We start from the raw sequence: 21,477 nt of genomic DNA, 5'->3' as shown, positions 1-21,477 counted from the left end.
GGCACGCTCCGCAATACCAATACCGTCAACGGCCTTGCCGCAATACCTGGATGATGGGGGATCGAAATGGCCGTTCTGCAGACCATGCGACTGACGCTCACCCCGTGCCGCCCCGGCGACTTGGCCGATTTCATTGCCCTCGAACGTGATCCCGAGGTCATGCTCTTTCTCAACGGCGGGCGCGCCGTCGACAGGGAAGAGGCCGATCCGGATGCGACGTATCTCATGCCACGGGGAACGGAGCCCTATGTCTGGACGGCGCGGCGGACGGACGGCAATGCGTTCGTCGGCTGGTTCTGCCTGTGGCCGGAAAAGGAAGGAGAAGCCGAGCTTGGCTATCGCCTGCGCCGGATGGACTGGGGGCGGGGGCTCGCCTCGGAAGGCGCTTCGGCCCTCATCGACTGGGGGTTCGGCAACGAAGGTTATGACCGGATCGTGGCCTGCACCATGGCGGTGAACCGCGCCTCGCGCCGCGTGATGGAAAAGGTCGGCATGACCCATATCCGCACGGACCATGTCGAGTGGTCCGATCCCATTCCGGGCGCGGAGGAGGGCGAAGTATGGTACGCGATGACGCGTTCTGAGTGGCGCGGTGGCTAGCCGCCTCTTCCAATCCCCCGGTTTTCCCCGTATACCGCGCGACGCAACGCGCCGGAATCCCCGGCTTTTCCCTCGCATACCACCCGCATTCGTTGGCGGGACTGGATAGGAGATTTTTGAATGTCTGCACCTGTTTCCCTGACTTTTCCCGACGGTTCCATCCGCGAATATCCCGCGGGCTCGACGGGCCGTGACGTCGCCGAGGCGATTTCCAAGTCGCTCGCCAAGAAGGCGGTCGCGATTGCGCTCGACGGCGAGCTGCGCGATCTCTCCGATCCCGTTTCCAACGGACGGATCGAGATCGTCACCCGCGACGACGACCGCGCGCTGGAGCTTATCCGCCACGACGCCGCCCATGTGATGGCCGAGGCCGTGCAGGAACTCTGGCCGGGAACGCAGGTGACCATCGGCCCGGTCATCGACAACGGCTTCTACTACGACTTCGCCAAGAACGAGCCCTTCACGCCGGACGATCTGCCGAAGATCGAAAAGCGCATGAAGGAGATCATCCAGCGCAACAAGCCCTTCACCAAGGAAGTCTGGCCGCGCGCCAAGGCCAAGGACGTCTTCGCCGCCAAGGGCGAGAACTACAAGGTCGAGCTGGTCGACGCGATCCCCGAGGGGCAGGACCTCAAGATCTATTACCAGGGCGACTGGTTCGACCTCTGCCGCGGGCCGCACATGGCCTCGACCGGCCAGATCGGCACGGCCTTCAAGCTGATGAAGGTGGCGGGCGCCTACTGGCGCGGGGATTCGAACAATCCGATGCTGACGCGCATCTACGGCACCGCCTGGCGCACGCAGGAGGAGCTCGACACCTATCTCAACATCCTCGCCGAGGCCGAAAAGCGCGACCATCGTCGCCTGGGCCGTGAGATGGACCTCTTCCATTTCCAGGAGGAAGGGCCGGGCGTCGTCTTCTGGCACGGCAAGGGCTGGCGCATGTTCCAGACCCTCGTCGCCTACATGCGCCGCCGCCTTGCCGGCACCTATGAGGAGGTGAACGCCCCGCAGGTGCTCGACAAGTCGCTGTGGGAGACCTCCGGCCACTGGACCTGGTATCGCGACAACATGTTCAAGGTGACTGTCGCGGGTGACGAGACCGACGACGAGCGCGTCTTCGCGCTGAAGCCGATGAACTGCCCGGGCCATGTCCAGATCTTCAAGCACGGATTGAAGTCTTACCGGGAACTGCCTGTCCGCCTTGCGGAATTCGGCAACGTTCATCGCTACGAGCCGTCCGGCGCGCTGCACGGACTGATGCGCGTGCGCGGCTTCACGCAAGACGACGCGCATGTCTTCTGCACCGACGAGCAGATGGCGGCGGAATGCCTGCGCATCAACGACCTCATCCTCTCGGTCTACAAGGATTTCGGCTTCGATGAGGTCACGATCAAGCTCTCGACCCGGCCGGAAAAGCGCGTCGGCTCGGATGAGCTCTGGGACCGTGCGGAAAGCGTGATGAAGGGCGTTCTGGAGACGATCCAGCAGCAGTCGAACAACATCAAGACCGGCATCCTGCCGGGCGAGGGCGCGTTCTACGGGCCGAAGTTCGAATATACGCTGAAGGACGCCATCGGCCGCGAATGGCAGTGCGGCACCACGCAGGTCGACTTCAACCTGCCGGAACGCTTCGGTGCCTTCTACATCGACCAGGCCTCGGAAAAGCGCCAGCCGGTGATGATTCACCGCGCCATCTGCGGCTCGATGGAGCGCTTCCTCGGCATCCTCATCGAGAACTTCGCCGGCCACATGCCGCTGTGGATCGCGCCGCTGCAGGTGGTGGTCGCGACGATCACCTCGGAAGCGGATGACTATGCCCGCGAGGTGGCTGAGAAGCTGCGCGATGCGGGCCTCACCGTCGAGACCGATCTTCGCAACGAGAAGATCAACTACAAGGTCCGCGAGCATTCGGTGACCAAGGTCCCCGTCATCATCGTCTGCGGCAAGCGCGAGGCGGAAGAACGCTCCGTCAACGTCCGCCGCCTCGGTTCGCAGAACCAGACGGCCATGCCGCTCTCCGAAGCCATCGAGGCACTCTCCCTCGAAGCCATGCCGCCGGACCTGAAGCGCAAGCTCGGCAAGGCCTGAGGCGAGGGGTAAGCGCCCCTCATCCCGCTGCCGGCACCTTCTCCCCGCTCGCGGGGAGAAGGTGCCGGCAGGCGGATGAGGGGCTCGACAAAGCCGCCGGGCAGGTTAGTCCACCACGTCCTCGGCGGCGGCCTTCTGCTCGTTGGCCTTCTCGTCGAGCAGCACTTCGACATCGGTGTTGACGCCGGCCTGCACGGAGAAATCGCGCTGGTAGATCTTGTTCTTGTTGCGGGCGACGGCGATGTAGCTGCCTTCCGCAAGCACGAGCGTCGGGAAGGCGCCGACGCTTTCGCTGACGGTGTCGCCCGAGGCGGTGAGGATCGACCAGGCCGTATCGGCGATGGCCTCGCCGCCCGGCTCGGAGACGAGCTTCAGCGTGAGCTTCGCCGCGCGGTGCTGGATCGTCGCGCGGGTGAGCTTGCCGGCTTCCACCTGGATATCGGCGCGGATCACCGCGTTCACCGTGCCGTAGTCGGAAACGACATGGTAGGTGCCGGCGTTGAGGCGCACGACGGAATTCGGCTTTACGTCGTCGACGACGAGGTTGCGTTCGCCGTCCTCGCGCACTTCCGCGGCGTAGATGGCAAAGCTCAGTTCCTTCGGCGGGATGCGCACGTCGGCGCCGGAGACGGCGTTCAGCATGATGCCGCCGGCATCGAGCACCATGACCTGCTTGTCGACGCCGCCGGATTCGGGAACCACCAGCTTCTTCGTCGCGCCGGCGCGCCCGAACGCGACGTTGACGAAATATTCCCCCGGCACGAGCTGGAAGGCGGCCGAACCGCCCTCGGAGGTCGCCAGCAGCGGCAGCTTGCCGTCGGCGGCCGGGATGGGCGAGAAGACGCGCCAGGTCAGGCCATGCTGCATCGGCTGGCCGTCCTTGGTCAGGAGCGCCTCGCAGGTGATGTCCTTGAGGTTCTTGGCCGTCGCCTCGCCGGTGACGATGGGGTTGAACGAGGTGAGCTTGCCGCCCTTCAGCGGCGTCTGGATCTGCGAGAAGCTCTCCAGCGGATCCTGCGCGCGCGCCGGCGCGAACGCTAGGGCGAGGCTCGCCACGGCGAAGCTCACGGCAACGGCGGATCGAATCGGCATGCGCATGGGAACGGTTGACTTCCTGACGGTATGGGGCCACTTGAAGACCCGGCTAATGGCATTTTCAAGGCCGCGTTCGCGCGCCACGATATTGGAACTCCCTCCCGATGAAAACCGAAATCAAGCTGATCGATTATCTTTCGACCCGCCGGTCGATCCCCGCCTTCCAGATGAGCGGGCCCGGCCCGTCGAAGGGCGAGGTCGAGGATATCCTGAAACTCGCCTCGCGCGTGCCGGACCACGGCAAGCTCGCCCCCTGGCGCTTCATCGTCTATCGCGGCGCCGAGCGCCAGCGCATCAGCGAGGCGCTGGCGAAGATCGCCATGGCCGACAGGCCGGAGCTTTCGGACGAGATGGTGAAGGTGGAGAACACCCGGCTCACCCGCGCGCCGGTGGTGGTCGCCGTCGTCAGCCGCGCGGCGCCGCATGTGAAAATCCCCGAATGGGAGCAGCTGATGTCGGCAGGCGCCGTCTGCCTCAACCTCGTCATGGCGGCCAACGCCCATGGCTATGCCTCCAACTGGCTGACGGAATGGTACGCCTACGACAAGCGCGCCTATCCCATCCTCGGCGTGAACGAGGGCGAGCGGATCGCCGGTTTCGTCCATATCGGCACGCCGACCGTGCCGCCGACGGAGCGGCCCCGGCCCGAACTCTCGGAGATCGTCGCATGGGTGGGCGATGATGCCTGACGCCCTGTTCTACGGGACGGCGGAAAACGCCCACGGCCTCAGGCACGATCCCTTCAAGGCGATCGTCGCGCCGCGGCCGATCGGCTGGATCGGCACGAAGGCGGCGGACGGGCGGCTGAACCTTTCGCCCTATTCCTTCTTCAACGCCGTCAGCGACACGCCGAAGCTCGTGATGTTCTCCTCCTCGGGGCACAAGGACAGCGTGACGAACATCGAGGAGACCGGCGTCTTCACCTGCTCGCTGGCAAGCCGCGACCTCGCGGAGAAGATGAATGCGAGCTCGATCGCCGTGCCGCGCGGGGTGGACGAGTTCGCCATCGCGGCGCTGACGCCCATGCCCGGCCGCCTCGTCGACGCGCCCTATGTGGGCGAGGCCCATGCGGCGCTTGAATGCCGGATGACGCAGATCCTGCGGCCGCTCGGCCTCGACGGGCGCGAATCGGACAATTGGGTGGTGTTCGGCGAGGTCGTCGGCATCCATATCGGTACGGAAATCCTTAACGACGGCATGATCGACATGGCCGCCGCCCGCCCGCTGGGCCGCATGGGCTACATGGATTATTGCGACGGCGGCAGCGACGTCTTCGCCATGATGCGGCCGAAGGCCGGGTGAGGAGCCATCGTCCGGCCGATGGACGGTTAACGGACATGGTGAACCAATCTTAAACACTTTGCCGCTAGCCTCGCTCCCATAGTCGTCGTGCAGGCGTTTGGGGCTTCCGTTGATCGTTCATGCATTTCTTCGTTGGGTGGAAACCGCCAGGGCAGCGGACAGGGCCAAGGCGGCGAGCGTGCTGGCGCGGGCCTATGCGCGCTCCCGGATCGCGCCCGACGACCGCCGCGCCGCCGAAATGGCGATGATCTTCCTGCTCGACGATCCCACCCCCAAGGTGCGGCTTGCCCTTGCCGAGGCGCTCGCCGACTGCGAGGATGCGCCGCGCGCCGTCATCCTGCCGCTTGCCGAGGACCAGCCGGAAATCGCCGCCCACATCATCCTGCGCTCGCAGCTCCTGACGGACGGCGACCTCGTCGACCTTGCTGCCAAGGGCAGCGATGTGACGCGCATGCTGATCGCCCACCGCGCCACCGTCTCGCGCCCCGTCTCGGCGGCGCTTGTTGAAGTGGGCGACGTGCCGGACGTGCTGGCGCTCCTCGAAAACGAAGGCGCGGCTTTCTCGCGCCGCAGCCTGTCGCGCATCGCCGACCGTCTCGGCCACGATGCGGAAATCCGCGCGCTGCTCCTCGACCGGGAAGACCTGCCGAGCGATGCGCGCCAGGCGCTGGTCGAGAAGATCGGCACGGCGCTTGCCGGCTTCGGGCTCATCCAGGCCGCCGTCGGCACAGGCCGCGTCGAGCGTATCACGCGGGAAGCCTGCGACGTTGCCACGATCGGCATGGCGGGCGATGTCACGGCGGCGGAAATGCCGGCGCTCGTCGAGCACCTGCGCCTTGCCGGGCGGCTGACGCCGGTCTTCCTGCTGCATGCGCTCTGCACCGGCCGCGTGGAATTCTTCGCCGCGGCGATCACCGATCTTTCCGGACAGGCGGAGCGGCGCGTGCGCTCCATCCTCTCGCATGGCCGCGAGGCGGCCGTGCGCGCGCTCTACGAGACCGCCGGCCTCGGCCGCGATATCAGCGCGCTCTTCGCCGAGGCGACGATGCTCTGGCGCAGCGAAGCGAAGGAGGAGGGCGGCATGCTCTCCGTTTCCGAACGCCTCCTGTCACGCGCCCGCGCGGCGGGCAATGCCTCCTGCCAGTCCATGCTGGAACTCGTCGAACGCCTCGTCATCGCCGAGCAGCGCCAGACGGCGCGCAGCTACGCGCTGATCGCCACGCGGGAAGCGGCGTGAGGATTGCTCTCTTCGGCCATGGATGCCTGCCGGCGTCGATGGATGCTCGGGTCAAGCCCGAGCATGACGGAGGGGAGGAGAGGTTGCCCACACATTCAACGGCGCTGAATGTTTGACGGTGCGGCATACGGCACCGCTGCTTTTGTCCGCTTCTTTCCTACTATCGTCATCCTCGTGCTTGACCCGAGGATCCACCCGGCGAGTGCGGATTTTCCCGGTCAATCGGCGAAGCGCTTCACCACCCAGCTATAACCGTCCTCGGCGTAGCGCACCGGCGTGGTGACGGCTTTCTTGAGGGAAGCGCCGTCGGGGATTGCGCGCTTGACGAAGCCGAGCGTGCGGGCGGCGAGGCTCTGCCGGGCTTCGGCGGTTTCCCGCGGAACGGGCACTTCGGCCTCCGCGGCCTTCGTCTCGGGGGCGGGATCGGCCTCTTGCGCCGTCATGCGGTTGCCGGCCGTCTCGCAGACCGCGACGATCACCGGGTAGTTCTTGTCCTGGTTCTTGTTGATCCAGGTCTCTGCCTGCGCGTCGCAGAGCGCCACGGTCTGCCAGCTCCGGTCGACCGTCTCGATATAGTGGCACTGGGTCGCGCTGTCGTCGCAGCCCATGATCGTCATGACGATGAGCGCAGCTTTCATGGCCGTCCTTTCCGCCTTCGTTGGAGCTGGTTACAGGCCGGCATTGCCGCGAAAATAAGGCGCGAAAACCTCAGATGTCGAGGTTCTCGGCGAAGACCGCGCGGTCCTGGATGAAGCGGAAGCGGGCTTCCGGCTTGGTGCCCATCAGGTCGTCGACCGCCGTGCGGGTGCCCTCGAAGTCGATGTCGTCGATCTCCACCTTGAGGAGCGTGCGCTTGGCGGGGTCCATCGTCGTTTCCTTGAGCTGCGCCGGCAGCATCTCGCCGAGGCCCTTGAAGCGGCCGATCTCCACCTTGCCGCGGCCGTTGAACTCGGTGCGCATCAGCTCCTCGCGGTGCAGGTCGTCGCGCGCATAGAGCGTCTTGCCGCCCTGGCTGATGCGGTAGAGCGGCGGCACGGCGAGGTAGAGATGCCCGCCGCGGATGAGGTCCGGCATCTCCTGGTAGAAGAAGGTGATGAGGAGCGAGGCGATATGCGCGCCGTCGACGTCGGCGTCGGTCATGACGATGACGCGCTCGTAGCGAAGGTCCTCTTCGCGGTATTTCGAGCGCGTGCCGCAGCCGAGCGCCTGCACCAGATCGGAAATCTGCTGGTTGGCGCCGAGCTTTTCACGGCCGGCGCTGGCGACGTTCAGGATTTTCCCACGCAACGGGAGAATGGCCTGGTTGGCGCGGTTGCGGGCCTGCTTGGCCGAGCCGCCGGCCGAATCGCCCTCGACGATGAAGAGCTCGGCGCCCTCGGCGGAATTCTGCGAGCAATCGGCGAGCTTGCCGGGCAGGCGGAGCTTGCGCACGGCGGTCTTGCGGGAAACTTCCTTTTCCTTGCGGCGGCGCAGGCGCTCCTCGGCGCGCTCGATCACCCAGTCGAGCAGCTTGGCCGCTTCCGCCGGATTGTCGGCGAGATAGTGGTCGAACGGGTCGCGCAGCGCGTTCTCGACGATGCGTTGTGCTTCGACGGTCGCGAGCTTGTCCTTGGTCTGGCCGACGAATTCCGGCTCGCGGATGAAGACGGAGAGCATGCCGACCGCCGAGATCATCACGTCGTCGGTGGTGATCGCCGCCGCGCGCTTGTTCTGCGTCAGCTCGGCATAGTTCTTGAGGCCCTTGGTGAGGGCGATCCTGAGGCCCGCCTCATGCGTGCCGCCGTCTGCCGTCGGGATGGTGTTGCAATAGGAATGGATCAGCGAATCGCCGCCGTACCAGGTGACGGCCCATTCCAGCGAGCCGTGACCGCCGGATTTCTCGCTCTTGCCGGCGAAGATCTCGCGGGTGACGGTGTATTCCTTGCCGAGCGTCGCCTGCAGATAGTCCTTCAGGCCGCCGGGGAAATGGAAGACGGCCTTTTCCGGCGTATCGGAGCCTTCCGGCAGGAGGGAGGGATCGCAGCTCCAGCGGATTTCCACGCCGCCGAAGAGATAGGCCTTCGAGCGGGCCATGCGGAAGACGCGGCCGGGATCGAAACGGGCATGGGCACCGAAGATCTCCGGGTCCGGATGGAAGCGCACTTTCGTGCCGCGGCGATTGTGCACGTCGCCGAGCTCTTCCAGTGGGGCGACCGGCTTGCCGCGCGAAAAACGCTGGCGGTAGAGCTTGCGGTTGCGGGCGACCTCGACCTCGAGATGGTCGGAGAGGGCGTTGACGACCGAGACGCCGACGCCGTGCAGGCCGCCGGAAGTCTCGTAGGCCTTGCCGTCGAACTTGCCGCCGGCGTGAAGGACCGTGAGGATGACTTCGAGCGTGGACTTGCCCGGCATCTGCGGGTGGTTCTCCACCGGGATGCCGCGGCCGTTGTCGGTGACGGTGAGGAAGCCTTCGGCGTCGAGGTTCACCTCGATGAAGTTCGCATGGCCCGCGACGGCCTCGTCCATCGAGTTGTCGATGACTTCGGCGAAGAGATGGTGCAGCGCCTTCTCGTCCGTGCCGCCGATGTACATGCCGGGGCGCATGCGCACCGGCTCCAGCCCTTCCAGAACGCGGATCGCCGAGGCGTCGTAGCCGCCGGAGCCTTCGCCGGATGCCGCGGGGGGCGCCGCGCGGGCAGGGACCGGCGCTTCGTCCGGCGCCGGGCGTTCGGCCGCGGGCTGGGAGGGGAGGGTGGCGAAGAGGTCGTTGCTGTCGTCTTGCATGGGCCGTTCAGAGTTTGTTCCGTTTGCCACTTCGTTCCTGCCGGCATGGCGGATCGGGGAGCGGCATGAGGGAGGTCGTCAGCGAATCACCGGCGATCCTGCCAGATTCCGCGGATTTTCGCGATGCCGGCATGGCCGGCCGTTGAGCGAGGATTGCTTTGCGCACGGGCGAATGGCAAGTATCGCCAGCCCAAGGGAGCGCCTGTTCATGCCTCAGTCCACAGTTCATTGCCTTTACCGGCTGGTTTTCGCCGTGTTCCTCGCCGCTTTCTCCGTCCATGACGCCGCGGCGCTGACGCTGAAACCCTGGAAGGACGACCTGTTCGGCTATGGCACCGTGGTGGAGACGGCGGACGACGGGACGCTGCGCGTCGTCGATTACCAGGAGATGCGCGACATCAACGGACGCGACCAGATCCCGGAGCGGCGCGTGAAATCCGCCTATGTCTCGACCGCCGTGAAGAAGGCGCAGAAAAACCTGACGCTCGACACGCCGGCCGGTCCCCTCGACGTCGCCATGACCGGCAAGAGCGAGGGTGCGACCTTCACGGTGATCTTCATCCACGGGCGCGGCGGCGACCGGCGGCTCGGCAACAACGACTGGAATTTCGGCGGCAATTTCAACCGCATCAAGAACCTCGCGGTGCAGAACGGCGGCGTCTACTATGCGCCGAGCGTGCCGTCCTTCGACGAGAAGGGGGCCGCGCGCATTTCGGGCCTCGTCCTGCGCGCCAAGGCGCTCTCGCCGGACGCGCCGGTCATCCTCGCCTGCGCCTCGATGGGTAGCTTCATCTGCGCGCGGGTCGTGCGCGACCCGATTGCGGTAAAGAGCCTTTCCGGCATGGTGCTGATGGGCGGGGCGGCGGATGGCGACTATGCGAAGACGCCGGCCTTCAAGGCGAAGCTGCCGGTCTTCTTCACCCATGGCGACAGCGATCCCGTCTATGCCGCCAACGACCAGATCGCCGTCTTCCACAAGCTGCGCAAGGCGGGCATCCCGACGCGCTTCGTGCTGTTCCAGACCGGCGGCCACGGCACGCCCGTGCGCATGACCGACTGGCGCGAGACGCTCAACTGGCTCTTCGCCCAGAAGGGCTGATCAGGCCGAGCGCAGCAGGACCTTGGTGGAGCCGAGGGCGACGGCGATCCGCCGGTAGTGGCTCGCGCGCCTGTCCGAGTTCTCCGTCGCACGCAGAAGCTGGGTCTCGGCTTCGGCGATGACCTTTACCGCTTCGGCCATCGCCCGCTTCAGGTTCTGGCGCTTGACGGCGCCGTAGGCGTGCGCCGTCTTCAGCCGGGAATTGACGCGCGAGCGCTGGCGCTTGGCCGTGCGGTCGGCATTGTTCGCCTGGATGCGGGCAAGGTTGCCGGAGGCACGCCCGAGAATCTCCCGCACCCGGCCATAGGCGGGGCCCGAGGGGATGCGGACGGTGATGTCGTGCAGGCGCTGGCTGAGACAGTCGATGCGATAGACGGGATCGTAGCCCGCGCATTCGGCGCGCATCGCCTGGATGTTCTTGACGATCGAGTTGGTGACGTAGTCGCTCGGGCCGGAAACGTCCGGGTCGAGGCTGCGGGTGCCGTGCGGCGTGCTGCCGCCGGTCGTCGTTCCCCCGCCGCCGGTCGTGCCGCCGCCTGTTGTGCCGCCACCGCCCGCCGGACCGCCCGCGGCCTGGCTGTAGGCGTCCCGGGCGCCGCCGAGCGCAAGGGTTGCGGCGAGGAGCGCGACGCCCAGCGACCGCGCGACTGTGGATATGGGCATCGTCCTCTCCCTTCGTTCCGTCACTCCGCCCGGCCGAAGGCAAGGCGCATGCTACGCTGCGTGCCGGCGCCGATATCCCCGTCGATGGCGCCGGCGTAGAAATCGTTGCGGCGCAATTCGGCCTGCAGCGCGCGGCGGGTTTCCGGCTTGAACATGGCCGGGCGGCTCGTCAGTTGCTCCAGCACGTCGTCGACGCCGGAGCGCAGCGCCTGGTAGAGGTAGGCCGCGGCGTCTTCGGGCGTCTTGCCCGGCACGAGGCCGTCGTCGATGAGGGCGGCGACGTTGAACATGGCCTGCGGATGGCGAAGGTCGGCCGCCCGCACGAAAAGCTCGACCGCCTTCTTCGGATCGCGCGGCAGGCCCTCGGTGCCCTGGTAGTAGAGGAAGCCGAGATCATTGATGGCGTCGGCAAAACCGAGATCGGCGGCCTGCCGGTAGAGTTTCAGTGCTTCGGCCGTGTCCTGCGCGGTGCCGATGCCCTTCTCGTAGAGCTTGCCGAGCTCGAACATCGCCTCGGCATCGCCCGCATCCGCGGCCTTGCGGAAGAGGTCGAAGGCCTTTTCCGGCCGGTATTTCTGCGAATCGGGCGTCAGCGCCATGTAGCCGAGGCCGAGCATGGCGCGCGTATCGCCTTCGCCCGCAAGCGCCGCGAGCTGGACTTCCTGATCGGGTTTCAAGGCCTGCCATTGCGAGGCCTTGTCGGCGTTCCCGGCCACGGCGGCATCCCCGCCGGCGAGGAAATAGGGCGCGCCCGAGAGCGAGCCGTAGAAATGCGGCTGCTGGCGGTTGGCCGTCAGCGCCATGACACGGTCGCGGACCTGGCGGAAGACGAGGCCGATCTCGACATTCGGGCGGGGCAGGTCCTCGAGGATCGCCGTGGCGAAGGGGCTGTGCTCGCCGTCGCCGTCGAGCGCCACCTTGCCGCTCTCGGCGGCGTAGACGACGAGCATGCCCTGGGACGCATCCGGCGCGGCAAGCCCGCCGCCGGCTGCCGCCGCGCCATCGGCGGCGGCCGCGCTCACCAAGGTGGGGAAGGGGTTGTTGCGGCAGGAATCGAGGATGACGACGCGCAGCTTGCGGGCATGCTCCACGCTGGCGAGGACCGCGGAAAGGCTGATCGCCTGCTGCGGGATCCTCGACGGGTCCTTGACGTCGATATCCACCGGCACGAGGTAGTTTTCGCCCGCCGCCTCCACGCCGTGGCCGGCATAGTAGACAAGGGCGATGTCGGCGGTCTCGGTCCGGCGCGAGAAGGCGGCGACCGTCTCCTGCATCTGCGCGAGCGGAATATCGATGGCGAGGTCGACGGCAAAGCCGAGCCTTTGCAGCATGTCGCCGACGGCGCGGGCATCGGAGGCCGTGTTCTTGAGGGGCGGGATGGACGTATAGGCGGACATGCCGATGACAAGCGCCATGCGCTTTGCCGCAGCGGCGGGCGCCGCCGGCGTATCGCCGGAGACGATCGTCTCGACCCGGGTCTTGATGCCCATCAGGCCGCGCGTCTCCTGCGCCGCCGTGCTGCCGGCGGTCAGCAATGTCGTCAAAATCAGGACGATGCCCAGTCGTGAGGCAAGCATGAGCCTGTTCCAGCCGTCCCCCGGCGCCTTTTGCGTCGATCCTAATACGGGCGAGCGCTCCCGCCTATTCGGATTTACCGGACCGAAGACCGCTTTTCTTGAGCGTTCCGATTTGCTACGCCGCATGCGACCGATGCTTCAGGACCTGGGAGGCCCCATGACACCCGACGTTACCCCGCTCGTCGCCGGAAACTGGAAGATGAACGGCACGCGCGCCTCGCTCGGCGAGATCAAGGCGATGGCCGAGGGCGTGAAGGGGCCGCTGTCGCAGAAGGTGGAGACGCTGATCTGCCCGCCGGCGACGCTCCTCTATGTCGCGACCGCGCTCTGCGACGACAGCCCGCTGCAGATCGGCGCGCAGGACTGCCACGAAAAGGCCTCCGGCGCCCATACCGGCGATATCTCCGCCGAGATGATCGCCGACTGCTTCGGCACCCATGTCATCGTCGGCCATTCCGAGCGCCGCACGGACCATGAGGAAAGCGACGCGCTGGTGCGCGCCAAGGCGGAGATCGCCCACCAGAACGACCTTGTCGCCATCGTCTGCATCGGCGAGACGGGCGACGAGCGCAAGGCCGGCAAGACGCTCGACGTCCTGAAGAGCCAGCTTGCCGCGTCCGTGCCGGACGGCGCGACGGCGCAAAACACCGTCATCGCCTACGAGCCCGTCTGGGCGATCGGCACGGGGCTGACGCCGACGGCGGCGGACGTGGAGGAGGCGCATGCCTTCATGCGCGCCGAGCTTGCCGCACGCTTTGCCGGGGAGGGCCCGAAGATGCGCATCCTCTACGGCGGCTCGGTCAAGCCCGGCAATGCGAAGGAGCTGATGGGCGTTGCGAATGTCGACGGCGCGCTGATCGGCGGCGCGAGCTTGAAATCCGACGACTTCCTTGCCATCTACCGCGCATACGAAGCGCTGACGGCCTGAGCCCGCGCTCCTGCCTCGATTGCCTTTGGCAAAAGGCGGGTAAGGGCTTGGAATGGCGCACGGCTTGGTATATTGAGCCGCAAACATAAAATTTGGGCCGTCTGGCCGGGACCTTTGAAAACATGCAGACCATCTTGCTCGTCATCTATCTCATGGTCGTCGTCGCGCTGATCGGCGTCGTGCTGATCCAGCGGTCCGAAGGCGGCGGCCTCGGCATCGGCGGCGGTTCCGGCTTCATGTCGGCCCGCGGCACGGCCAATGCCCTGACGCGCACGACGGCGATCCTCGCCACGCTGTTCTTCGTCCTGGCGCTCGGCATGGGCATCCTCGCCCGCTACCAGACGAGCCCGATCGACATTCTCGACCGCATTCCGGGCACGACCGGCACGGGCGGCGTTCTCGACGCCATCGGCGGCGGCGACCAGAACAAGGGCACCCAGGAAAACCAGGGCACCCAGAACAACACGACCAGCCAGACGCCTGCCACGACCGGCACCGAGGCCGTTCCGACCGAGGGCAGTGCGGCCACCGGCACGGGCAGCGCGACCACGACGACGGAAAGCGGCGCGGGCGCCGCGACGGGCACGGGCGGCAACGCCGGCGTGCCGAGCGGCCAGTAAGCCGCAAAACCCGAAACAAACCGGCCGGTTGGCGCAAACCAACCGGCCTTCTTCTGTGTAAAACGCCGATTGCGACTTCCGAAATCACGCCCAAGGTGATTTTTCGGTGGCGGAATCGATTTTGAAAAGGTATCCGGTGACTCCCATGGCGCGATATGTATTCATCACTGGCGGCGTGGTTTCTTCCCTCGGAAAAGGCATCGCGGCCGCTGCACTCGGAGCGCTTCTTCAGGCCCGCGGCTATCGCGTGCGCCTCCGGAAGCTGGACCCCTATCTCAACGTCGACCCGGGCACGATGAGCCCGACGCAGCACGGCGAGGTGTTCGTCACCGACGACGGCGCGGAAACCGACCTCGACCTCGGCCACTACGAGCGCTTCACCGGCCGCTCTGCCACCAAGACCGACAACATCACCACCGGCCGCATCTACAAGAACATCATCGACAAGGAACGGCGCGGCGACTATCTCGGCGCGACGGTGCAGGTCATCCCGCACGTCACCAACGAGATCAAGAACTTCGTCACCGAGGGCAATGACGACTACGACTTCGTCATCTGCGAGATCGGCGGCACGGTGGGCGACATCGAGGCCATGCCCTTCATGGAGGCGATCCGCCAGCTCGGCAACGACCTGCCGCGCGGCACGGCCGTCTACGTGCACCTGACGCTGATGCCCTATATCCCGGCGGCCGGCGAGCTCAAGACCAAGCCGACGCAGCATTCCGTCAAGGAATTGCAGGCCCTCGGCATCCATCCCGACATCCTTCTCGTGCGTGCCGACCGGGAAATCCCGGAAGCCGAGCGCAAGAAGCTGTCGCTCTTCTGCAACGTGCGGCCCTCCGCCGTCATCCAGGCGCTCGACGTCTCGTCGATCTACGATGTGCCGCTCGCCTATCACAAGGAAGGCCTCGACGACGAGGTTCTGGCTGCCTTCGGCATCGAGCCGGCGCCCAAGCCCCGCCTTGAAGCCTGGCAGGACGTTTCCGAGCGCATCAAGACGCCGGAAGGCGAGGTGACGATCGCCATCGTCGGCAAGTACACCGGTCTCAAGGACGCCTACAAGTCGCTGATCGAGGCGCTTTACCACGGCGGCATCGCCAACCACGTCAAGGTCAAGCTCGAATGGATCGAGTCGGAGGTCTTCGAGAAGGAAGACCCGGCGCCCTACCTGGAGAAGGTGCACGGCATCCTCGTGCCGGGCGGCTTCGGCGAGCGCGGCTCGGAAGGCAAGATCAACGCGGCGCGCTTCGCCCGCGAGCGCAAGGTGCCCTATTTCGGCATCTGCTTCGGCATGCAGATGGCCGTCGTGGAAGCGGCGCGCAACCTCGCCGGCATCGACAAGGCCTCCTCGACGGAGTTCGGCAAGACCGCCGAGCCGGTCGTCGGCCTCATGACCGAATGGGTCAAGGGCAACGAACTGGAGAAGCGCTCCGCCTCGGGCGACCTCGGCGGCACGATGCGCCTCGGCGCCTACCGCGCGGCGCTGAAGGGCGGCACGAAGATCGCCGACATCTACGGCTCGACCGACATTTCCGAGCGTCACCGCCACCGCTACGAGGTGAATGTCGACTACAAGGACAGGCTGGAAAGCTGCGGCCTCGTCTTCTCCGGCATGTCGCCGGACGGCATTCTGCCCGAGACGGTGGAATATGCCGATCACCCGTGGTTCATCGGCGTGCAGTACCACCCGGAACTCAAGAGCCGCCCGCTCGACCCGCACCCGCTCTTCGCGAGCTTCGTGGAAGCGGCGCTGGAGCAGAGCCGGCTTGTCTGAGGCGTGGCCTCGGGATCGTGAAGGGAAGGGCGGCCATCGGCCGCCTTTTTTCTTTCAGGCGGAGAGATAATCGAGGAGCTCGGTCATGGCCGTTGCGGCGGCCGGGCCGTCGCCATTGCGGATGGCGCGGATGACCTTCACATGCCGCTCGACCGAGCCGTCCATATGCCGGTTGTCGGCGCGGGTGAACCAGAGGCGGCGCGAATGGGTCTGGAGCGGCGCCAACGCCGCCGTCAGGAAGCGGTTGGGGCAGGCCTCCTCCATGATCTCGTCGAAATCCTTGTCGGCGGCAAGAAACCCCTCGACATCGGAGCGGATGGAGCAGGCGGTCATCGTCTGCGCGCAGGCGACGAGCCGCTCGCGGTGACTGTCCTGCGCGTGGCGCGCGACGAGGTCGGCCGCCATCGGCTCCAACTGGCGGCGCGTCGCCATCACCTCGGCATGGTCCTGCGGGCGGATGGCCGTGACCTGCAGGCCGGCGCGCGGGCGCACGGCGATGAGGCCCTGCCATTCGAGCTTCTGGATCGCCTCGCGCACCGGCGTGCGGCCGAGGCCCGCCAGATCGATGAGCTGGCGCTCGGTGACGAGCGCGCCCGGCTTCAGCTTCAGCGTGACGATCAGCCCTTCGAGGGCGAGATAGGCGAGGTGGGCCTGCGAGCCCGCGGTTTCCATCATTCCGTCGTCCCGATTGATATATCACATGGTGGCATGTCGCAAATCGGATGGCAAGCTGCGTGATATATCAGAGGCGGCTTGTGGCGCGGCGCCTTGCTGTAAACCAGCCTGCCCGATCGCCCCCCGCAACGGTTTCCGCCCGGCGGAACGCCGGCAGGAAGGCAAAACCGGCGCTCCTCTTATGTGCTTCGTTCCGTTGTCATATTAGGGATTCGCCGGACTTTTCGGGCCCGTTCCCGAATGCACCCGAATAAAGCCGCCGGCCCGCCCGTCGATAGGAGGATTGCGGTTGACGAATGTCATGGGCCTTGCCAGCATGCCCGCATTCCGGACCGTTGGTTGCACTTGTGGGGGGCATACGTTGACTGCGGGTTCCATTGTCGCGACCATCCTGATCGCCCTTGCCGGCCTGCTGGCCGTGCCGGCCGTCAGTCACACCAATGCCGGCACCACCTTTTCCCTGATGGCTTCGTCCATGGCTTTCGTCGCCATGGGGATCGCGCAGTTCATGGCGACGCGCCCGCCCTTCATCGAAAAGCTCTTCGGCGGGCTCGACCGCATCTACCAGTTCCACCGCAAGATCGGCATCGCGGTGCTCTGTCTTATCCTCGTGCACTACTTCGTGACGCCGGATTTCCAGGGCCTGTCGCTGACCAGCGGCTCCAACAGGCTGGCCAAGACGGCCGGCGAATGGGCCTTCTACGGCTTCGTCTTCCTGCTCATCCTCTCCATCGTAAAGGTCATCCCGAAGACGCGCTTCCAGATTCCCTACCAGTACTGGCGCATCACGCACCGCTTCATCGGCCTGCTCTTCGTTCTCGTCGCCTTCCACCAGATGTTCATCAAGCGCCCCTATGACAGCACGGCGCTGCTGGCGACCTATCTCAACCTCTTCGCGCTCCTCGGCGTCGCCAGCTACGCCTACACGCAGCTTCTGCCCTGGCTGCGCACGCGAAAATACGAGGTGGCGGACGTGGTGCGCCACGACGGCGCGACGATCATCACGGCCAAGCCCACCGGCCGCAAGCTGAAGGCGCTGCCCGGGCAGTTCGGTTTCTTCCGCGTCAACAAGTCCGGCCTTCGCGAGCCGCATCCCTTCACCATCGCCGGCATCGAGGACGACGGCACCGTGCGCTTCGCCATCAAGCCGCTCGGCGACTACACGAAGGCGCTGCGCGAGGGCGTGGCGGTCGGTGATCCGCTGACGCTCGAAGGCGGCTACGGCCATTTCAACCACCGGCGCGGCGGCAACAAGCAGATCTGGCTTGCCGGCGGCATCGGCGTCACGCCGTTCCTCGCCATGGCGAGCCGGCTGAACGGCGACGAGGGGCAGGATATCCATATGGTCTATTGCGTGCGCGACGGCGCCGAGGCCATCGGCCTCGACACGTTCCGCACGCAGGCCGAAAAGCTCGGGAATTTCAGCTTCGTGCTGCACAATTCGGCGACGGACGGCCGCTTCGATGCGAGCAAGCTCGTCTCCGGCACGGCGATGAACCCGGCCGAGGCCGACCTCTGGTTCTGCGGGCCCCCGCCGCTGCGGCTCGCCATCGAGAAGGGATTGAAGGACCTCGGCAAGGCGCCGCGCCGCGTCGAGTTCGAGCGTTTCGAATTTCGGTAGGGCAGGTCCGGCGACGCTTTCGGGCCTGCATGAGGACAATCAGGATTTTCGCGCCGGTGCGCCGGCCTCTTGGAGCGAGGAACAAGCCATGCGCATGTTCAAGACAGCATTTCTCCGCCCCGGCGCCCGCCTTGCCGCGCTGGTGGGCCTTGCCGTGGCGGCGACCTGTCCCGCCGGCGCCTTCGCCCTCGACCAGTTCGCGCCGGATGCCTTCGGCACCTACCAGCCGAACGCGGAAAACGGCAAGGTGATGTTCAACGCCGCCGGCTGCGGCGCCTGTCACGGCTCGGGCGACAATACCGAGCTGCTTTCCGGCGGCATGGAGATGGAGACGGCGATCGGGAAATTCTTCGCGCCGAACATTTCCGCCCATCCGAACGGCATCGGCGGCTGGTCGAACGCGGACTTCCTCAACGCCGTGATGGTCGGCCTCGACCGGGAGGGCGACAACCTCTACCCCGTCATGCCCTATACGTCCTACGGCGGCATGAAGCCGGAGGACGTGCTGGACATCAAGGCCTATATCGAGACGCTGCCGCAGTCGGACGCCGCCTCGAAGGAACACGAGATCGCCTTCCCCTTCAGCCGCCAGACGACCATCACGCTCTGGAAGCGCAGCCATTTCACCGTGCAGGCCTACCAGCCGCGCGAGGAAACGCAGATGGAGCGGGGCCGCTACCTCGTGGAGAATGTCGGCGCCTGCGGCGATTGCCACACGCCGCGCACCACGACCTACGGCCTCGACCAGACACGCGCCTATGAGGGCGAGAAGGGGCTGACCGGCGCCGTCGCGCCGGATATCACCAAGGCGCGCATGGGCGGGCTCGCCTCGCACGAGGTCTTCACCAAGGGGCTGATCGAGGACGGCAAGAAACTCTCCGGCTCGCCGCTCTCCGACCCGGTCATGCGCCGCATCGCGCACGGCCTTGCCGCACTGTCCGACGAGGACCGGCAGGCCATGTACGCCTTCCTCGCCGACCGCGAGGTGAAGGTGACGCCGGTGGAAACGAGCGCGACGCCCGTGTGCAGCGAGGCGACGGCGGAAACCGCGCTCGGCGCGGGCGGCGGCAGCGCGGAGGCCGCCTCGGCGGCCGATGCCTTCATCGGCAAATATTGTCGCAATTGCCATGGCCCGGGCGAGAGCTCGCAGGGCTCCTTCCCCTCGGGCGATCTCGCCTCGATCGCCGCCAATCCGGCCTTCGTGACGCCGGGCGATGCCTCCAAGTCGCTGCTCTACACCAGCGTCACCAACGGCCGCATGCCGCTCGGCAAGCGGCCGAGCGACGCGGAAGTGCAGGGTCTTGCCGCCTGGATCAACTCGCTGAACCAGTCGGCCATCCCGACGGCCGTCTCCGCGACGAAGACCGAGCGCGCGCGCCCCATGCTGCAATATCTCGATTTCGTCGAGCTGGCGCTGCGCGACATCTCGAAGGTGGACGAGCACGACCAGCCGTTCATGCGTTATTTCAGCTATCGCGACCAGTATAACGGCATGATGAGCTGCGAGACGCACGAGACCTTCCTGAAGCGCATGAAGGTGCTCGCCGGCGGCTTCAAGAAGCTGCTCAACTCGCTCTCCTATGGGCCGGAACTGGTGATCCCCGAAGAGGTGGAAGGATCCGACGGCCTCCTCGTGCGCGTCGATATCCGCGACCTCGAATGGAGCCAGGACGACTACGACTTCCTGATCAACGAATATTTCTACGGGGTCGATCCGGACAGCGACGCCTCGCTGCATGCGCTCGCCAAGGCGACGCAGACCCAGCTTCCGATCATGCGCATCGACTGGTTCATGAGCAACGGCGCGCGGCCGAAGGTCTATAACCGCCTCATGAAGCTGCCGACCAACATCATCGGGCTGGAGCAGCGCTTCGGCGTCAATGTCGCGCAGAACATCGAGCGCCGCCGCATCGTGCGCGCCGCCTTCGCCGACGGCTCGTCGGGCGTCTCCGACCACAACCGCATGATCGAGCGCCACGACATGCCCTTCGGCGGCTATTACTGGAAGTCCTACGACTTCGGCGGCGATGTCGGCCGCCAGGTGCTGAAGCGCTTCCCCGCAGGCCCCGACGGCGTCCGCCTGAAGGCCGGGCTGCTGCCCTTCGAGCACGACGGCGGCGAAATGATCTTCTCGCTGCCGAACGGCCTGCAGGGCTACTACCTGTCGACCAACAAGGGCGACCAGCTCGAGGTCGGCCCGACGACGATCGTCTCGTTCCGCAAGCGGCCGATCGGCAAGGGCGTCGAGATCATCAATGCGCGCTCCTGCTTCGACTGCCATTTCGACGGCATCCTGTCGAAGCGCGACCAGTTGCGCGAGCATATCGAGACCTCCACGCTGTTCTCCAAGGACCAGCAGGACGAGCTGCTCGCCATCTACGTGCCGCAGGAGGAGCTGAACGAGGTCTACAAGCGCGACACCGACCGCTTCGTCGCCGCGCTCGACCGCCTCGGCATCACCGAGCCGACCTCCGGCGGCGGCAAGACCAGCCTGAAGGCGCCGGGCGGGGCGGAGATCTTCACCTACTTCGCCGACAAGTACGAGGACGAATTGAACTTCGAGCAGCTTGCCGCCGAGTTCGACATGACGCCGGAAGAGTTCGCCTCCGACATCCGCCGCCTCACCGACGTCAATGCGCTGCGCATCGGGCTCGACTGGGTGGCGACGCTGGAGGCGGGCGCGACGATCCCGCGCGTCGAGGTGGAGGAGCAATATGCCTTCATGCTGGAGCCGCTGCGCCAGCTTCGGCCGCTGCATCGCGGCGCCAACCCGGATGCGGTGGCGCACGATGCCGGCTACAGTCAGCCGGCGGCGGACACCGCCAACTACCAGCAGCCGGCCGACGACAACGGCTACCAGCAGCAGCAGACCGGCCAGGCCGCCGGCGGCGACCAGTATGCCGCGCCGGCCGAGACCGCCTATGCCGTTCCCGCCTACAAGCAGGACGACAAGGCGCAGGCCGACAAGGTGAAGCTCGCGCTCCAGGTGCCTTCGACCTCCGCGAAGGTGGGCGATTACCTGAGCTTCGAGCTCAGCACGAACCATGCCTGCGAGCTTCAGGTGGTCTATGTCGAGGATACCGGCAATGTCGAGATCATCCCGGACGTGATGATCGGCAACACGACGCTCAATCCCGGCGAGAAGCGCCTCATCCCGCAGCCGGGCTCGGGCAACCTCACCTTCGATTCGCCCTCCGCCGGCGAGACGATGATCGCCTTCTGCCGCATCGGCGGGCTCGGCGACCAGAAGCTGACGGCGGAAAAGGCCAGGCAACTGGTGGCGAGCTCCAGGCAGCCGCCGACCCGGGGCCTTGCCGTCAACCTTGCCAGACAGGCCGAGCAGGACAACGGTGCAAGCGGCTTGCAGATGGTGACGTTCGAGATCAGATAGGAAAAGGGCAGGGGCCGGAACGCCCCTGCCGTTCGTTTCGG

General features: G+C 66.3%; 17 protein-coding genes. 11 read left to right on the top strand and 6 right to left on the bottom strand.

The window, feature by feature from the left end; translation table 11 throughout:
• Positions 1 to 66: 66 nt before the first annotated feature.
• Together ACZ5TO_RS08185 and thrS are read left to right on the top strand one after the other, a co-directional pair.
• Positions 67 to 600 (top strand): GNAT family N-acetyltransferase, encoded by a 534-nt coding sequence (locus tag ACZ5TO_RS08185; RefSeq protein WP_464800159.1) that lies wholly within the window; start codon positions 67 to 69, stop codon positions 598 to 600.
• A gap of 120 nt (positions 601 to 720) precedes the next feature.
• Entirely contained in the window at positions 721 to 2,691 is a 1,971-nt protein-coding gene (thrS, locus tag ACZ5TO_RS08180; RefSeq protein ID WP_464800158.1) for a threonine--tRNA ligase, read from the top strand.
• 105 nt (positions 2,692 to 2,796) lie between these two features.
• Here the strand turns inward: thrS and ACZ5TO_RS08175 are convergent, their stop codons facing one another.
• Entirely contained in the window at positions 2,797 to 3,789 is a 993-nt protein-coding gene (locus ACZ5TO_RS08175) for a hypothetical protein (protein ID WP_184141567.1), read from the bottom strand.
• Between the two features lie 101 nt (positions 3,790 to 3,890).
• On the opposite strand from ACZ5TO_RS08175, the gene ACZ5TO_RS08170 reads away from it, so the two are divergent.
• From ACZ5TO_RS08170 to ACZ5TO_RS08160, 3 genes are all read left to right on the top strand, one after another.
• Complete coding sequence (locus tag ACZ5TO_RS08170) at positions 3,891 to 4,475, top strand: nitroreductase family protein (RefSeq protein ID WP_464800157.1); 585 nt, start codon at positions 3,891 to 3,893, stop codon at positions 4,473 to 4,475.
• A gap of 4 nt (positions 4,476 to 4,479) precedes the next feature.
• Positions 4,480 to 5,088: a flavin reductase family protein gene (locus ACZ5TO_RS08165; RefSeq protein WP_464800355.1), complete on the top strand. Its 609-nt coding sequence runs from the start codon at positions 4,480 to 4,482 to the stop codon at positions 5,086 to 5,088.
• 109 nt (positions 5,089 to 5,197) lie between these two features.
• The gene (locus ACZ5TO_RS08160) at positions 5,198 to 6,325 is read left to right on the top strand and encodes a DUF2336 domain-containing protein (RefSeq protein WP_184141571.1); all 1,128 of its coding nucleotides are present in this window, start codon (positions 5,198 to 5,200) and stop codon (positions 6,323 to 6,325) included.
• Positions 6,326 to 6,543: 218 nt separating this feature from the next.
• Here the strand turns inward: ACZ5TO_RS08160 and ACZ5TO_RS08155 are convergent, their stop codons facing one another.
• Together ACZ5TO_RS08155 and parE are read right to left on the bottom strand one after the other, a co-directional pair.
• On the bottom strand, positions 6,544 to 6,963 hold the full coding sequence (locus tag ACZ5TO_RS08155; protein ID WP_464800156.1) for a hypothetical protein: 420 nt from the start codon (positions 6,961 to 6,963) through the stop codon (positions 6,544 to 6,546).
• A 70-nt stretch (positions 6,964 to 7,033) separates the two neighbouring features.
• A complete protein-coding gene (parE, locus tag ACZ5TO_RS08150) occupies positions 7,034 to 9,088 on the bottom strand; it encodes a DNA topoisomerase IV subunit B (RefSeq protein WP_184141575.1) in 2,055 nt (684 codons plus the stop codon).
• Positions 9,089 to 9,296: 208 nt separating this feature from the next.
• Here parE and ACZ5TO_RS08145 point away from each other — a divergent pair, with 208 nt between their 5' ends.
• On the top strand, positions 9,297 to 10,187 hold the full coding sequence (locus tag ACZ5TO_RS08145; protein ID WP_464800155.1) for an alpha/beta hydrolase: 891 nt from the start codon (positions 9,297 to 9,299) through the stop codon (positions 10,185 to 10,187).
• Here the strand turns inward: ACZ5TO_RS08145 and ACZ5TO_RS08140 are convergent, their stop codons facing one another.
• Both ACZ5TO_RS08140 and ACZ5TO_RS08135 read right to left on the bottom strand, forming a co-directional pair.
• The gene (locus ACZ5TO_RS08140; protein ID WP_464800154.1) at positions 10,188 to 10,850 is read right to left on the bottom strand and encodes a hypothetical protein; all 663 of its coding nucleotides are present in this window, start codon (positions 10,848 to 10,850) and stop codon (positions 10,188 to 10,190) included.
• A gap of 20 nt (positions 10,851 to 10,870) precedes the next feature.
• On the bottom strand, positions 10,871 to 12,427 hold the full coding sequence (locus ACZ5TO_RS08135; RefSeq protein WP_464800153.1) for a caspase family protein: 1,557 nt from the start codon (positions 12,425 to 12,427) through the stop codon (positions 10,871 to 10,873).
• Positions 12,428 to 12,584: 157 nt separating this feature from the next.
• Here ACZ5TO_RS08135 and tpiA point away from each other — a divergent pair, with 157 nt between their 5' ends.
• From tpiA to ACZ5TO_RS08120, 3 genes are all read left to right on the top strand, one after another.
• Complete coding sequence (gene tpiA, locus ACZ5TO_RS08130) at positions 12,585 to 13,355, top strand: triose-phosphate isomerase (protein WP_464800152.1); 771 nt, start codon at positions 12,585 to 12,587, stop codon at positions 13,353 to 13,355.
• A gap of 122 nt (positions 13,356 to 13,477) precedes the next feature.
• Positions 13,478 to 13,975 carry a preprotein translocase subunit SecG gene (gene secG / locus ACZ5TO_RS08125; protein WP_464800151.1) on the top strand — a complete coding sequence of 166 codons (498 nt, stop codon included), beginning with the start codon at positions 13,478 to 13,480 and terminating at the stop codon, positions 13,973 to 13,975.
• 145 nt (positions 13,976 to 14,120) lie between these two features.
• The gene (locus ACZ5TO_RS08120; protein ID WP_184141582.1) at positions 14,121 to 15,749 is read left to right on the top strand and encodes a CTP synthase; all 1,629 of its coding nucleotides are present in this window, start codon (positions 14,121 to 14,123) and stop codon (positions 15,747 to 15,749) included.
• Positions 15,750 to 15,803: 54 nt separating this feature from the next.
• On the opposite strand, the gene ACZ5TO_RS08115 is transcribed toward ACZ5TO_RS08120, so the two are convergent.
• Positions 15,804 to 16,421 carry a GntR family transcriptional regulator gene (locus ACZ5TO_RS08115; protein WP_464800354.1) on the bottom strand — a complete coding sequence of 206 codons (618 nt, stop codon included), beginning with the start codon at positions 16,419 to 16,421 and terminating at the stop codon, positions 15,804 to 15,806.
• Between the two features lie 364 nt (positions 16,422 to 16,785).
• Here ACZ5TO_RS08115 and ACZ5TO_RS08110 point away from each other — a divergent pair, with 364 nt between their 5' ends.
• Both ACZ5TO_RS08110 and ACZ5TO_RS08105 read left to right on the top strand, forming a co-directional pair.
• Positions 16,786 to 18,045: a ferredoxin reductase family protein gene (locus ACZ5TO_RS08110; protein ID WP_464800150.1), complete on the top strand. Its 1,260-nt coding sequence runs from the start codon at positions 16,786 to 16,788 to the stop codon at positions 18,043 to 18,045.
• 94 nt (positions 18,046 to 18,139) lie between these two features.
• On the top strand, positions 18,140 to 21,436 hold the full coding sequence (locus tag ACZ5TO_RS08105; protein WP_464800149.1) for a c-type cytochrome: 3,297 nt from the start codon (positions 18,140 to 18,142) through the stop codon (positions 21,434 to 21,436).
• The last annotated feature ends 41 nt before the right edge of the window (positions 21,437 to 21,477 follow it).

The sequence above is a fragment of the Shinella sp. Sh6 genome (genome assembly GCF_055392685.1).
This window is presented reverse-complemented; position numbering and strand designations above follow the sequence as displayed.